Genomic DNA, 12,958 nt, shown 5'->3' with positions numbered 1-12,958 from the left:
GGAGGCAAGTTACCCAGTCACTCACCGTGTGTGAAGGCGGGGTTGTCCAGTCTGGACGCACGAAAGCCGGTACCCGACGAATCGGGCACCGGCTTTCGGTGGCTTGAGGACTAGCTCACTTGAGCGAGACGGAAGCGCCCGCGCCCTCGAGCTTCTCCTTGGCGGCCTCGGCGGCCTCCTTGGTGACCTTCTCCAGGATCGGCTTCGGAGCGGACTCGACCAGCTCCTTGGCCTCCTTCAGGCCGAGGCCCGAGACGACCTCACGCACGACCTTGATGACCTGGATCTTCTTGTCGCCGGCGCCCTCGAGGACGACGTCGAACTCGTCCTGCTCCTCGGGCGCCTCGGCCGCGGCGGCGGCCGGGCCTGCGGCCGCGACGGCGACCGGGGCAGCAGCGGTGACCTCGAAGGTCTCCTCGAACTGCTTCACGAACTCCGACAGCTCGAGCAGCGTCATCTCCTTGAACGCGTCGAGCAGCTCGTCAGTGCTGAGCTTCGCCATGACGGCATTTCCTTTCTAGTGGTTGTTCAGCTCTCGGCGGGAGCCGCTTGCTCGGCGGACGCCTTCTTCTCCTGCAGTGCCGCGGCCAGACGGGCGACCTGCGAGGCCGGGGCGTTGAACAGCCCGGCGGCCTTCGAAAGGTTGCCCTTCATGGCACCCGCCAGCTTGGCGAGCAGCACCTCGCGGGAGTCGAGGTCGGCGATCTTGTCGACCTCGTCGACCGTGAGCGGGCGGCCGTCCATGTAGCCGCCCTTGATGACCAGGCCCTTGTTCTCCTTGGCGAACTCGCGAAGAGCCTTCGCGGCGTCCACCGGCTCACCCTCGACGAACGCGATCGCGGTGGGCCCGACGAACAGGGCGTCCAGGCCCTTGACGTCGGCGGCCTCCGCGGCACGCTGGACCAGGGTGTTCTTGGCAACCCGGTAGGTCGTGCCCGTGCCGAGAGCGCGACGCAGGGTGGTCAGCTGGGACACGGTCAGACCGGTGTACTCGGTGACAACGGCAGCCGAGCTGTTGCGGAACCGGTCCGCGATCTCAGCGACGGCCTCGACCTTGCCTGCCTTCGCCATGGTCGCCTCCTCTCATTGGCTGTAGCCACTGTCAGCCCTGGGAGACGACGAACGCCCCGGCGCAGACGGCACGGGGCGCATAACCTGAGCACGCTCAGGACAACCACGTTCCTCCTGCGCGGGCCGCCCACGTACTCGTGGGGCCTTCGTCTGCCTGACGGCAGAAACCAGCGGTCTTCGGTAGAACCGTTCTAGAGGATACAAGGTTTGTAGGGTGTAGGGCACACAGGGGTCGACCACGGCATGATGGACCTCGTGGCCGACAACGAGCACCCGCGTGAGCACGACCCCGTCGCGCCCCCACCCGCGGTGCGCGAGCCGACCGACATCACACCGGACCAGGTGCGCCAGTTCCAGGAGTTCCAACGGTTCCAGGAACTGATGCGCGAACAGGCGGAGAAGGGTTTCCCACCCGGCAACCCGCCGCCCGGCCTGCTGCAGCCGTGGGGCCCGCCTCCCCCGAAGGAGGGTCTGGGCAAACGACTCCTGAAGAGCGCGGTCAGCAAGATCGTGACGGGCCTGGTGGTCCTGGCCATCCTGACGCTGGGCGTCTGGTTCGCGATCGACTACTTCCTCGGCGAGGACCGCGACCAGCTCCCGGCCTCCCAGACCGGCGGCGGCAAGGCGGAGACGAACCTGATCTTCGAGACGGAGCCGAGGCTCGCGGTGTGGAAGGTCTACGAGGACATCGCCCAAGGCGACACCAAGAGCGCTTGCAGCCGCTTCACTGACGACGCGCGCGCGGAGTTCACGCGGAACATGTCGCAGTACGGCGGTTCCTGCACCGAGATCGTCACCACGATTCACGAGTCCGTGGACGCCCAGAGCATGAAGGCCGAGTACGGGGAACCCTGGATCCCCGCGTCCGCCGTGACCATCGACGGCAAGTCCGCCACCGTCAGTTCTTGCGCGATCGAGGTCGTGGGCGGCCCCCGGCTCGGACTCCTGACACTGAGCCAGATCCCTAACTCCGAAGGCCCCGGCGGCGAGGCCCAGTGGATCGTGTCGGGCCACCAGGACGAACCGGCGTGTCCGACCGGCTCCACAGGTCCGACCAGTTGAGGTCGGTGAACCGCCGCTGAGGTCTCCTCGTGTACGGAACGGATCCAGTTCGCCCGATTCCGTTACCGAGGAGGTCGCGAATTGCCAGCACGACATCGGACAGCCACCCGTAGGGGCCTGTTCGCCGCCGCTGGGGTCGTCGCGCTCGGTGGTCTTGTCGCGGTGTTGTTGCCGCAGGCCAACGCCGAGCAGAGCGCGCAGGACTCCGTGTCCGCGATGGACGCGTTGACGAGCCTGCGGCAGGAGCGCATCCCCGGCACCGCGTGGGCGGTCGACCCGCGCACCGACCGGATGATCGTCACCGCCGACGCCACCGTCACCGGGGACACCTGGAACGAGCTCGAGGGCGCCGTGGCCGCGGTCGGCGACCAGGCGAGACTCCGGCGCAGCGACGGCGAGTTCCGGCTGTTCGCCGAGGGCGGTGACGCGATCTTCTCCGAGGGCTCGCGGTGCTCGCTCGGCTTCAACGTCGTCACCCAGGACGGCGCCCCGGGCTTCCTCACCGCCGGCCACTGCGGTGTGGCCGCCGAGCAGTGGTCGGACAGCGCGGACGGCGCCCCCGTCGCCACCGTCCAGGAGGCCGTTTTCCCCGGTGAGGGCGACTTCGCCCTGCTCACCTACGACGATCCCGCCGAGGACGCGCAGAGCGTCGTCGACCTCGGCGACCAGCTGTTCGAGATCACCGGCGTCGAGGAGGCGCAGGTCGGGCTGCAGGTCTTCCGCATGGGCAGCACGACCGGGCTGTTCGACGGCGAGGTCGTCGGGCTGGACGCCACCGTGAACTACCCGGAGGGCACGGTCACCGGGTTGATCCAGACCACGGTGTGCGCCGAGCCGGGCGACAGCGGCGGCCCGCTGTTCACCGAGGAGGGCGCCGCGATCGGTCTCACCTCGGGTGGCAGCGGCAACTGCACGGCAGGGGGTGAGACGTTCTTCCAGCCGGTCACGACAGCGCTCGAAGCGGTCGGCGCCGAGATCGGCTGACACAAGGGCACGAACACGACGAGGGCCGCACCCCGCGCAGGAGTGCGGCCCTCGGCCGTTCAGCGATCGCTCAGGCGACCGGCTCGTCCTGCAGCAGGTTGCGCGTCCGAGCCGGGTCCACCGGGATGCCCGGGCCCATGGTGGTCGAGAAGGTGACCTTCTTCAGGTAGCGGCCCTTCGCGGCGGACGGCTTCGCGCGCAGCACCTCGTCGAGGGCGGCGGCGTAGTTCTCCACCAGCTTGTCCTGGTCGAAGGAGGCCTTGCCGATCACCAGGTGCAGGTTGGCCTGCTTGTCGACGCGGAAGTTGATCTTGCCGCCCTTGATGTCGGCGACGGCCTTCGTCACGTCCGGGGTCACGGTGCCGGTCTTCGGGTTCGGCATGAGGCCACGCGGGCCGAGGATGCGGGCGATGCGACCGACCTTGGCCATCTGGTCGGGGGTCGCGATCGCGGCGTCGAAGTCGAGCCAGCCACCCTGGATACGCTCGATCAGGTCTTCGGCGCCCACCTCGTCCGCGCCCGCGGCGACGGCCTCGTTGGCCTTGTCGCCGGTCGCGAACACGATCACGCGTGCCGTCTTGCCGGTGCCGTGCGGCAGGTTCACCGTGCCGCGCACCATCTGGTCCGCCTTGCGGGGGTCGACCCCGAGCCGGATGGCGACCTCGACGGTCGCGTCCAGCTTGACCTTCGAGGTCTCCTTCGCGAGCTGCGCGGCCTCGAGCGGCGAGTACAGCCGCTCTCGGTCGATCTTCTCGGCGGCCTCGCGGTAGGCCTTGCTGCGCTTTGCCATATCTGTTCCTAACCAGTCAGTGGTAACGAGCCAGCGCCTGGCTCTCCCACGCGTTCGAGATGACTTATTCGACCGTGACGCCCATCGAGCGGGCGGTGCCCGCCTGCGCGGCCTGGTCGATGTCGCTATTCGACCGTGATGCCCATCGAGCGGGCGGTGCCCGCGATGATCTTGGCGGCCTGGTCGATGTCGTTGGCGTTGAGGTCCGCCTTCTTCGTCTCGGCGATCTCACGCACCTGGTCCCAGGTCACCTTGGCGACCTTGTTCCGGTGCGGCTCGCCTGAGCCCTTGTCGACGCCCGCGGCCTTGAGCAGCAGCTTCGCCGCCGGCGGGGTCTTGAGCTTGAAGTCGAACGAGCGGTCCTCGTAGACCGAGATCTCCACAGGCACCACGGTGCCGCGCTGCGACTCCGTCGCGGCGTTGTACTGCTTGCAGAAATCCATGATGTTGACGCCGTGCTGGCCCAGCGCGGGGCCGACGGGCGGCGCCGGGTTGGCCTGGCCTGCCGTGATCTGCAGCTTGATGATCGCGGACAGCTTCTTCTTCTTGGGTGGCATTTTCTTCCTTGCTTGGATGTCTTCCGGCAGCCACGGTGACATGGCTCTCTCCGCAAGCTCCGTTCGGTCAGATCTTGGAGACCTGGCTGAACGACAGCTCGACCGGAGTCTCCCGACCGAAGATCGACACGAGGACCTTGAGCTTCTGCCCGTCCGCGTTGACCTCGCTGATGGTCGCGGGGAGCGTGGCGAACGGCCCGTCCATGACGGTGACCGACTCGCCGACCTCGAAGTCGACCTCCACGATGGGGCCCTTGGCCGGTGTGGCCGTCGCGCCCTTGCCCGCGGTTGCCGGCTTGGCCTCCTCCACCTGCGGAAGGAGGAACTTGAGAACCTCGTCGATGGTCAGCGGCGAGGGCTTGGACGTCGCGCCGACGAAGCCCGTGACGCCCGGGGTGTTGCGCACCGCGGACCACGACGGGTCGTTCAGGTCCATCCGCACGAGGATGTAGCCGGGCAGCACCTTGCGCTGGACCTGCTTGCGCTGCCCGTTCTTGATCTCGGTGACCTCTTCGGTCGGCACCTCGACCTGGAAGATGTAGTCCTCCATGTCGAGGGTCTGGATCCGGGTCTCGAGGTTGGTCTTGACCTTGTTCTCGTAGCCGGCGTAGGAGTGCACGACGTACCACTCGCCCGGCGCGCGCCGCAGCGCGTCACGCATCTCGGCGACCGGGTCCTCGACCTCACCGGCGGCCGCGGCGTCGTCGTCCGCCACCGTCTCGACCGGCGCGTCCGCGTCATCGGTGTCGTCGGTGTCGTTGTCGGTGTCGTCGGCGTCTTCAGCGTCGTCGCTGCCCTCGGCGTCTTCGGTGTCCGTGGCCTCGGTCGTCGCCGCGTCGGAGTCGACGGCCAGCGCCGCCTCGGCGGCCGAGATGTCCTCCGTGCGCACGTCGCCGTCCTCGGCCAGACCGGTCAGCTCCTCGCTGCCAGCCGCACCGTTGTCGGAGCTCACTGTTCGGTCCCGCTTCCTTTCATAGATCGCGTACCCCGCCTACTGTGCCGGTGCGCCCGCGAAGGCGCAGCTCAGCCGAACAGTGCGGTCACGCCCTGGGCGAGCGCGAGGTCGAGACCCGCGATCAGCGCCACCATGAAGGCCACGAAAACCAACACGACAGCCGTGTACGTAATCATCTGCTTGCGCGTCGGCCAGATGACCTTGCGCAGCTCCGCGACCACTTCCCGCAGGAAGCGGAAGAGCCTGGCGAACAGCCCGGGACGCGAATCCTTGCTCTTGTCCTGCGTCGGCGTCGGCCTGCCCTTGTGCTCGCCCTTCTTCGGGGCGGTCTTGGCAGCCGGCTTCGCGTCGCTGTCGGACTTCGCCTTGGCCTTCGGCTTCGCCTTGTCCTCGGTGCTCTTCGCACGCGCGGCCTTGGTGTCCTCCGCCGAGGACTCCTTGCCCGCGGCAGGGCGAGCGGAAGCACGGCGCTCACGCCGCGCCGCGGCGGTGACCGGACGAGAAGGGCGCTCCTGTCCCTTGCTCGGCTCCTTGTCCCGGTCGTCAACCACGCCAGTTCCTCCGCTCGGTGTTCACGGAACCGGGGAGGTCCTCCCCGGCCTTGCGCCTGACGCAGGGGTGACAGGACTTGAACCTGCAACCTGCGGTTTTGGAGACCGCTGCTCTGCCAATTGAGCTACACCCCTTCGCGTCGCCGATCACTCGGCACCACGAATTCGGACGCATTCGACCAGCCCCGTGTCGCCGCGCGGAGCGAGTCGTCAACTTCCAAGTTCAAGAGTGTACGGCAACCGCGATGTCGGCCCGCAAGCACGCCCCCCAGCCAGCCCCCAACCCGCCTCCCCGGCCTGAGAAGTGTTTGGTTCAGACCCGGCGACACCGGCGGACCGGGTCGCTGATCCGTTCGGCCGATCTGCGACGATGCCCACATGAGCGAGACCACCGTGACCCCGCGCCGGATCTCCGCCCGTATCGGCGGCATCGCCGAGTCCGCCACGCTGGCGGTGGACGCGAAGGCCAAGGCGCTGAAGGCCGCCGGGCGGCCGGTCATCGGCTTCGGTGCGGGCGAGCCGGACTTCCCGACGCCCCCGGAGATCGTGGCAGCCGCCGTCGCCGCGGCCGAGGACCCCAGGAACCACCGCTACACGCCCGCCGCGGGCCTGCCCGAGCTGCGCGAGGCCATCGCGGCGAAGACCCAGCGCGACTCCGGCTACGCGGTCGCCGCGAACCAGGTGCTGGTCACCAACGGTGGCAAGCAGGCCGTGTACCAGGCCTTCGCCACGATCATCGACCCCGGCGACGAGGTGCTGCTGCCCGCGCCGTACTGGACCACCTACCCCGAGGCCATCGGCCTGGCTGGTGGCGTCACCGTGCCGGTCGTCGCCGACGAGACCACGGGTTACCTGGTCACGGTCGAGCAGCTGGAGGCCGCCCGTACGCCCCGCACCAAGGCGCTGCTGTTCTGCTCCCCCTCCAACCCGACCGGTGCGGTGTACCCGCGCGAGCAGGTCGAGGCGATCGGCCGCTGGGCGGTCGAGCACGGCATCTGGGTGATCACCGACGAGATCTACGAGCACCTCACGTACGACGCCGTCACCGCGCCGTCCCTTCCGGTCGTCGTGCCCGAGATCGCCGACACGTGCATCGTCGTCAACGGTGTGGCCAAGACCTACGCGATGACCGGGTGGCGCGTTGGCTGGATGATCAGCCCCGCCGACGTCACGAAGGCGGCGGGCAACCTGCAGTCGCACCTGTCGTCGAACGTGGCGAACGTTTCCCAGCGTGCCGCGCTCGCCGCCGTGTCCGGGTCCCTGGACGCCGCGCACGCCATGCGGTCGGCCTTCGACCGCAGGCGGCAGACGATCGTGAAGATGCTGTCGGAGATCCCCGGCGTCGAGGTGCCCACTCCGCAGGGGGCGTTCTACGTGTACCCCTCGGTGAAGGGGTTGCTGGGCAAGGAGATCCGCGGGGTCCGCGCCGAGTCCAGTGTGGACCTGGCGGCGCTGGTGCTCGAGCACGCCGAGGTGGCCGTGGTGCCCGGGGAGGCGTTCGGGACGCCCGGCTACTTCCGGTTGTCCTACGCGCTCGGGGATGAGGACCTCGCTACCGGCGTCACCCGGATGGGTGCTCTGCTTTCCGAGGCCAAGTAGCGCCTGAATGGCGTCTTCCGGACATCCGAGAGCCCGGAAGACGCCATTCAGTTCCACTCCGGCAGGGTCAAGGCCGGCGATCAGGGGGAGCCGCTACCCGGACGGCTCGGCGGGATAGCAATACCCGCACGGGTCCTGCGGAAAACTGGGAGCCACACACCCCACCTCGACGGAGATGCCATCTCGCGGCAGCACGGGGTCGGACACGCCGGCGAGCGTGTCGATGAACCGCTGCGGGACGTCGGCCACGCATCGAGGCTGACAGCGGTCGGTGCCGCGAGGAAGCCGTAATATTTCAGATGGTGAAAGCGGCTCTACGGGACGGTGACGCAATGCCCGACAAGGCGCCCGAACCATCGGATCTCGTACGTTCGGTGTCCAGGGCCTTCCGGATCCTCGAGGAGGTCGGCGCGAACTGCCCGCCCCTCACCGTCAAGGCCATCGCCCGCCGGTGCCACCTCAACCTGTCCACCACCTACCACCTGGTCCGCACCCTGACCTACGAGGGCTACCTGGTCCGCACACCGGACGGCGGCTACATGCTGGGCGCTTCGGTGGCGCGGCGGTTCCGGGACCTGCTGTCGTCGTTCGACCAGCCACCTGAGGTGCACGAGGTGCTGCGGCACCTGTCGGCGATGACCCGCCGCACCGTTTACCTGGGGCAGTTCGTGGCGGGGCGGATCCTGATCACCGATCTCGTCGAGGGACCCGAGTCGCCCTACCTGGAGGACCTCGAGGTGGGACTGGGGGTAGCGGCGCACGCGACGGTGATCGGCAAGGTGCTGCTCGGCGAACTGCCCAGGGCGCGACGCGCCGAGTACCTCGACGACCAGGGTTTGCGGCGGTTCACGTCGCGGACCGTGATCGACCGCGACGCGCTGGACCACGAGCTGGGAGCGCTGGGCGCCGGTCCGGTGCTGGAGTCCGGGCAGTTCCGCGACGGGGTGTCGTGCGTGGGCGCGGTGGTCCGCCGCGAGACCGCGGAGACGTCGTGGGTGATCGCGTCGTCGACCAGGGCGGACGAGGTGCCGCAGGAGGTCGTGTGGCACACGGTGCGGGCCGCGGAGGACCTCGCGCCCGCGTTCTGAGAACAGCGCCTAGGCGGGCAAGCGGACGATCGCGACGGCCTTTCCGAGCACGGCCTTGCCGTCGAACTTGGCGGTGATGTCGACCCGGGCGGTGCCGTCCTCGCGGACTTCCTTCACCTTGCCGGTCAGCTCGACCTGCGCACCGTCCTCGTCGTTGGGCACGACGACCGGCCGGATGAAGCGGGCGCTGTACTCGAGGACCGCGGACGGGTCGCCGGTCCAGTTGGTGACGAGGCGGCCCGCGAGCGCCATGGTCAGCATGCCGTGGGCGATGACGCCCGGCAGCCCGACCGACTCGGCGACCTCGTCGTTCCAGTGGATCGGGTTGAAGTCGAGCGACGCACCCGCGTAGCGGACCAGGTCCGCGCGGCGCACCCGCACGTCGAGCGGGGGCAGTTCGTCGCCGGCCGCGGTCATGCGTCCTCCGCGCGGATCACCAGTTGCGCGGTCGCGGTGACGACGCGTTCGCCGTCCTCGGTGTCGATCAGCGCGTCCAGGTTGAGGAAGCTGTTGCCCATGCGGACGTCGATCGTCGCGATGCGCGTGGTCACCGTGAGCCGGTCGCCGGCGCGCACGGGCCGCGCGTACTGGAATCCCATGTCACCGTGCACGAGGCGGCCGTAGTCGACCCCGAGCTCGGGGTCGTTGATGATGTCCGCCATCGAGTAGTGGCTGAAGAGAATGATGGGGAACGTCGGCGGTGCGATCACGTCCGGATGCCCCGCCGCCTGTGCGGCGGCGGGGTCGCGGTACATCGGGTGGTCGTCACCGATCGACTCGGCGAACTCCCGGATCTTGGCCCGGCCGACCTCGTAGACCTCGGACGTCGGGTACGTGTGCCCGGCGAACGACGGATCCAGCGGCACCCTCAGCGAGTTTCCTTGTGCAGGCGGTGCGTGCCGCAGTTCGGGCAGAACTTCTTCATCTCCAAGCGATCCGGGTCGTTGCGCCGGTTCTTCTTGGTGATGTAGTTGCGGTGCTTGCACTCCTCGCACGCCAGCGTGATCTTCGGGCGAACGTCGCTGCCACCAGCCACCTGAGGTTCCTCTTCTCCAAACTCGTGTCCCCGGAAGCAAACCACGAACCGCACATGCCGAACCGCACATGCGAAACGCACCCGCCCACCTGGGGTCCGGGGCTCGCCCCGGCCGGGGTCTGGGGGCTGGGCCCCCAGGATTATGCGAAGCGATGCGGGCCTGCGTACTCCGCAGGCACACCTCGCCCAATCGCGTAGCGGTGGCCGGACTTGAACCGGCGACACAGCGATTATGAGCCGCTTGCTCTACCGACTGAGCTACACCGCCTTGACATGCCTGTACCGCGGTGCCCGGAATCGAACACCGCGGCCAGTTCACCGAGCCCCAATACGGAATCGAACCGTAGACCTTCTCCTTACCATGGAGACGCTCTACCGACTGAGCTATTGGGGCGGATCCAGAACGTGCTAGCCGTTCTTGTGGAGCCGAGAGAAGACTACACAACGCCGCGGGGAGAACGAAATCGGGTATCCCCTACGACAGCAACGTCAGCACCATCTCGTCCCGCAAGCCTCTGGCCTGCGCGGTTCGCGCCTGCAGCCACGCCTCGAGCCGCTCCTCGGACAGCGGCCGCGAGATCAGGTAGCCCTGCGCGACGTCACAGCCCATGGCGGCCAGCTGGTCCCGTGCCACGTCCTCCTCGACGCCCTCGGCGACCACGGTGAGCCCGAGCGAGTGCCCCAGCTCGACGATGGACCGCACCACGGCGAGGTCACCGAGATCACTGCCCATGCCGAACACGAAGCTCTTGTCGATCTTCACCTCGTCCACCGGCAGCTGCCGCAGGTACGCGAGCGAGCTGTAGCCGGTGCCGAAGTCGTCCACGGCCAGCACGACGCCCAGGTTGTGCAGTGCCCGCAGGACGGGCAGCGCCCGTTGCGGGTCGGCCATCACGCCGGACTCGGTCAGCTCGAGCGTCAGCAGCTCCGGCGGCACGCGGTGCCGTGCGAGCGCCGCGGCCACGCCGTCGGGGAAGTCCAGGTTCGCGAGGCTGCGCACCGACAGGTTCACGGCGACGCCGATCCGCAGGCCGCGGTCCATCCACATGCGGACCTTGATCAGCGCCTTGTCGAGCACGAAGTCGGTCAGCGCGTCGACGAGGCCGGCCGCCTCGACGGCGGGCACGAACTCGTCGGGGTGCAGGTCACCGAAGTCCGGGTGCCGCCAGCGGACCAGTGCCTCGACGCCCAGCACCTCGCGGCTGGGCAGTGCGATCTTCGGCTGGTAGTGGATCTTGACCTGACCGGTCTCCATGGACTGCCGGAACTGCGTGACCAGCTGGAACCGGCGCAGGAACATCTGACCCATGCTGGGCACGTACGCCCTGGTGCGCTCACCGCTGGACTGTGCCGCACGCAACGCCACGTCGGCCCGCTTGAGCAGCTCGTCGACGTCGAGCCCGGCGGGCGCGGCATCCCTGGCCCCCGACGGTGCCGACGTCGAGTCGGAGAACAGCACCCCGTCCGCCATCGTGGCGGAGGAGTAGCCGATGACCACACCGGCCTCGATCGACAGCCGGTCGACCGGGTACGGCGCGGACAGGCTCGTGACCAGCCGGTTCGCGACGAGTTGCGCCTGCTCGAAGTCCGAGTCGACGAGCAGCGCCGCGAACGCGCCACCTTCGAGCCGCGCGAGCGGGGTGTCCTGGCCGAGCGTCTCGCGCAGCCGCCGCCCGGCCGCGATCACGATCCGGTCGCTCCACGCGTACCCGAGCGCGTCGCTGATCGCGGGCTGCACCTCCAGGTCGAGCCGCAGCATCACCGAACCGGGGTTGGTGGTGAGCAGCTCGGTGGCGACCTGGCGGAAGCCGGGCCGGTTGTACAGGCCGGTCAGCGGGTCGTGGTAGGCGTCGTGGCGGAGCGTGGCGAGGAGCCGCCGGTTGTCGAGCGCGGTCGCGAGGTGGCTCGCGGTCGTGCCGATCATGCGGATGTCGGCCTGGCCGAACCCGCGCCAGCGCGACAGCTTGTCGTGCGCCTCGACCACCCCGAGCAGGTGGCTGGCGCTGCGCAGTGGCACGACCAGCGCTTCCTGCGTGGCGCGCTGCATCAGCGCGGTCCGGACCTCGGGCAACGCGTCGGCGCGGCGGAAGTGGCGGACGTGCGAGCCAGGCAGCCGCAGCAGCGCGTCGGCGCGGGCACCGTTCGGCTCGACGTCGTGCATGTCGGCGGCGAGCTCCTCACCGGCGACGACGGTGTGCATCGGCTGCCCGGGGTCGAACCGCAGGCGCAGCACCACGCGGGCGGCGCCGAGCTGGTCCTTGATCCGCTGGGCGATGCCGAGCCAGTCCTCCGCGCTGACCGCGGTCGCGGTCTCCGGTCCGGCGGCCGGCCGGGCCGCCGCCCGCCGCCCCGAGCGGGCGACGATGAGGCTGACCTCGGACAACGCCTCCAGGTCGCGTTGTTCGCGGAGCAGTCCGGAGTAGGCGAGGTAGAGCGCCCACAGCCCGCCGAGCAGGGCGATGACGAGCGGCCAGCCGTGGTCGACCCCGGTGGCGACCTCGAACCCGACCACGCCGACGGACGCGTTGACCAGGCCGAGGACCAGGGTGCGGGACACGAGTTTGGTGGCGGCGCCGAGCCGCATCCGCCGCCCGAGGACGTACACCGCGACCAGCGCGAGCAGGGTGCTGGTGATCGGCGCCGACAACGCGCCGACGAACACCGCGAACCAGTCCGGGTCGCCGGTGCCCACCGCGCCCGCGACGACCGTGAACACGGAGTAGGCGACCGCGATCTCGAAGATCTCCGCGCCCGTGTTGTAGAGGACGCGGTCCTGCACCCGCCGCGCCAGCAACGTGCTGACCCCCGCGATCAGGTGCGCGGCGAGCACGACCTGGAACGGGGCGACGAACAGGCCGATGGCCAGGGGGATCTCGGTGAAGGAGATCGTCCAGGAGACGCCCCCGCGGACGTCGATGTTGACGGAGAGCTGTTCGACGACGAGGAACCCGAGGACGAGCAGCAGCCCGGTCCAGATGAGTTCGGGGCCGCCCGTGAAGGGGAGCCACCAGGAGACACCTGCCGCCGCCGCCACTGCCGAGACCAGCACGAGGACCGAAAAAACGCTGAACCGGCGGTCCAGCAGTGGGTAGTCATCGGTCGTGCGGTCAGTGGGCGCCGGCATGGCGTGGTCCGGCATGCAACCTCCTCGGCCGCCCAGGTGGCAGACCAATCCGCCGCAGGTGACGACGCCCCCCGATCGGGCTAGTCACGGTCGCGTAACTGTACCCCGTCCGTGCACAGAATCCGACTGTGCTAAGTGGCC

At 69.1% G+C, this 12,958-nt stretch carries 14 protein-coding genes and 3 tRNA genes; 4 read left to right on the top strand and 13 right to left on the bottom strand.

The window, feature by feature from the left end; all coding sequences use genetic code 11:
- Positions 1 to 115 precede the first annotated feature (115 nt).
- Both rplL and rplJ read right to left on the bottom strand, forming a co-directional pair.
- Entirely contained in the window at positions 116 to 502 is a 387-nt protein-coding gene (gene rplL / locus FHR82_RS37265) for a 50S ribosomal protein L7/L12 (protein WP_184815328.1), read from the bottom strand.
- 26 nt (positions 503 to 528) lie between these two features.
- Entirely contained in the window at positions 529 to 1,071 is a 543-nt protein-coding gene (gene rplJ / locus FHR82_RS37260; RefSeq protein ID WP_184815327.1) for a 50S ribosomal protein L10, read from the bottom strand.
- A gap of 243 nt (positions 1,072 to 1,314) precedes the next feature.
- On the opposite strand from rplJ, the gene FHR82_RS37255 reads away from it, so the two are divergent.
- Entirely contained in the window at positions 1,315 to 2,133 is an 819-nt protein-coding gene (locus FHR82_RS37255; protein WP_184815326.1) for a hypothetical protein, read from the top strand.
- An 81-nt stretch (positions 2,134 to 2,214) separates the two neighbouring features.
- Positions 2,215 to 3,117: a S1 family peptidase gene (locus FHR82_RS37250; protein WP_221464755.1), complete on the top strand. Its 903-nt coding sequence runs from the start codon at positions 2,215 to 2,217 to the stop codon at positions 3,115 to 3,117.
- Between the two features lie 70 nt (positions 3,118 to 3,187).
- Here the strand turns inward: FHR82_RS37250 and rplA are convergent, their stop codons facing one another.
- The 5 genes from rplA to FHR82_RS37225 form a co-directional block, all read right to left on the bottom strand.
- Entirely contained in the window at positions 3,188 to 3,907 is a 720-nt protein-coding gene (rplA, locus tag FHR82_RS37245; RefSeq protein WP_184815325.1) for a 50S ribosomal protein L1, read from the bottom strand.
- 125 nt (positions 3,908 to 4,032) lie between these two features.
- On the bottom strand, positions 4,033 to 4,464 hold the full coding sequence (rplK, locus tag FHR82_RS37240; protein ID WP_184815324.1) for a 50S ribosomal protein L11: 432 nt from the start codon (positions 4,462 to 4,464) through the stop codon (positions 4,033 to 4,035).
- 67 nt (positions 4,465 to 4,531) lie between these two features.
- Positions 4,532 to 5,416, bottom strand: a complete 885-nt coding sequence (gene nusG, locus FHR82_RS37235; RefSeq protein ID WP_184815323.1) for a transcription termination/antitermination protein NusG — start codon at positions 5,414 to 5,416, stop codon at positions 4,532 to 4,534.
- Between the two features lie 71 nt (positions 5,417 to 5,487).
- Positions 5,488 to 5,970 (bottom strand): preprotein translocase subunit SecE, encoded by a 483-nt coding sequence (gene secE, locus FHR82_RS37230; protein ID WP_184815322.1) that lies wholly within the window; start codon positions 5,968 to 5,970, stop codon positions 5,488 to 5,490.
- Between the two features lie 62 nt (positions 5,971 to 6,032).
- Positions 6,033 to 6,105, bottom strand: a tRNA-Trp gene (locus FHR82_RS37225).
- Between the two features lie 243 nt (positions 6,106 to 6,348).
- Between FHR82_RS37225 and FHR82_RS37220 the strand changes: the two genes are divergently transcribed.
- The gene (locus FHR82_RS37220; RefSeq protein WP_184815321.1) at positions 6,349 to 7,569 is read left to right on the top strand and encodes a pyridoxal phosphate-dependent aminotransferase; all 1,221 of its coding nucleotides are present in this window, start codon (positions 6,349 to 6,351) and stop codon (positions 7,567 to 7,569) included.
- Between the two features lie 374 nt (positions 7,570 to 7,943).
- A complete protein-coding gene (locus FHR82_RS37215; protein WP_184815320.1) occupies positions 7,944 to 8,657 on the top strand; it encodes an IclR family transcriptional regulator in 714 nt (237 codons plus the stop codon).
- A 9-nt stretch (positions 8,658 to 8,666) separates the two neighbouring features.
- Here the strand turns inward: FHR82_RS37215 and FHR82_RS37210 are convergent, their stop codons facing one another.
- The 6 genes from FHR82_RS37210 to FHR82_RS37185 all read right to left on the bottom strand — a co-directional run bounded on the left by FHR82_RS37210 (position 8,667) and on the right by FHR82_RS37185 (position 12,832).
- Positions 8,667 to 9,074, bottom strand: coding sequence for a MaoC family dehydratase (locus tag FHR82_RS37210; protein ID WP_184815319.1), 408 nt, complete (start codon positions 9,072 to 9,074; stop codon positions 8,667 to 8,669).
- Complete coding sequence (locus FHR82_RS37205) at positions 9,071 to 9,523, bottom strand: MaoC family dehydratase N-terminal domain-containing protein (RefSeq protein ID WP_184815318.1); 453 nt, start codon at positions 9,521 to 9,523, stop codon at positions 9,071 to 9,073. The genes FHR82_RS37210 and FHR82_RS37205 overlap by 4 nt, the downstream gene beginning before the upstream one ends.
- 2 nt (positions 9,524 to 9,525) lie before the next feature.
- Positions 9,526 to 9,693 (bottom strand): 50S ribosomal protein L33, encoded by a 168-nt coding sequence (rpmG, locus tag FHR82_RS37200; RefSeq protein ID WP_184815317.1) that lies wholly within the window; start codon positions 9,691 to 9,693, stop codon positions 9,526 to 9,528.
- Positions 9,694 to 9,888: 195 nt separating this feature from the next.
- Positions 9,889 to 9,961: transfer RNA gene (locus FHR82_RS37195), tRNA-Met, on the bottom strand.
- Positions 9,962 to 10,014: 53 nt separating this feature from the next.
- Positions 10,015 to 10,087 (bottom strand) — tRNA-Thr (locus tag FHR82_RS37190).
- An 81-nt stretch (positions 10,088 to 10,168) separates the two neighbouring features.
- Positions 10,169 to 12,832 carry a putative bifunctional diguanylate cyclase/phosphodiesterase gene (locus FHR82_RS37185; protein WP_184815316.1) on the bottom strand — a complete coding sequence of 888 codons (2,664 nt, stop codon included), beginning with the start codon at positions 12,830 to 12,832 and terminating at the stop codon, positions 10,169 to 10,171.
- Between the last annotated feature and the right edge of the window lie 126 nt (positions 12,833 to 12,958).

The organism is Actinophytocola algeriensis, from assembly GCF_014203735.1.
GTDB classification, from domain to species: Bacteria; Actinomycetota; Actinomycetes; order Mycobacteriales; family Pseudonocardiaceae; genus Actinophytocola; species Actinophytocola algeriensis.
Note: the sequence above shows the minus strand (reverse complement) of the source record. Positions and strands in the feature narration are given on the sequence as shown.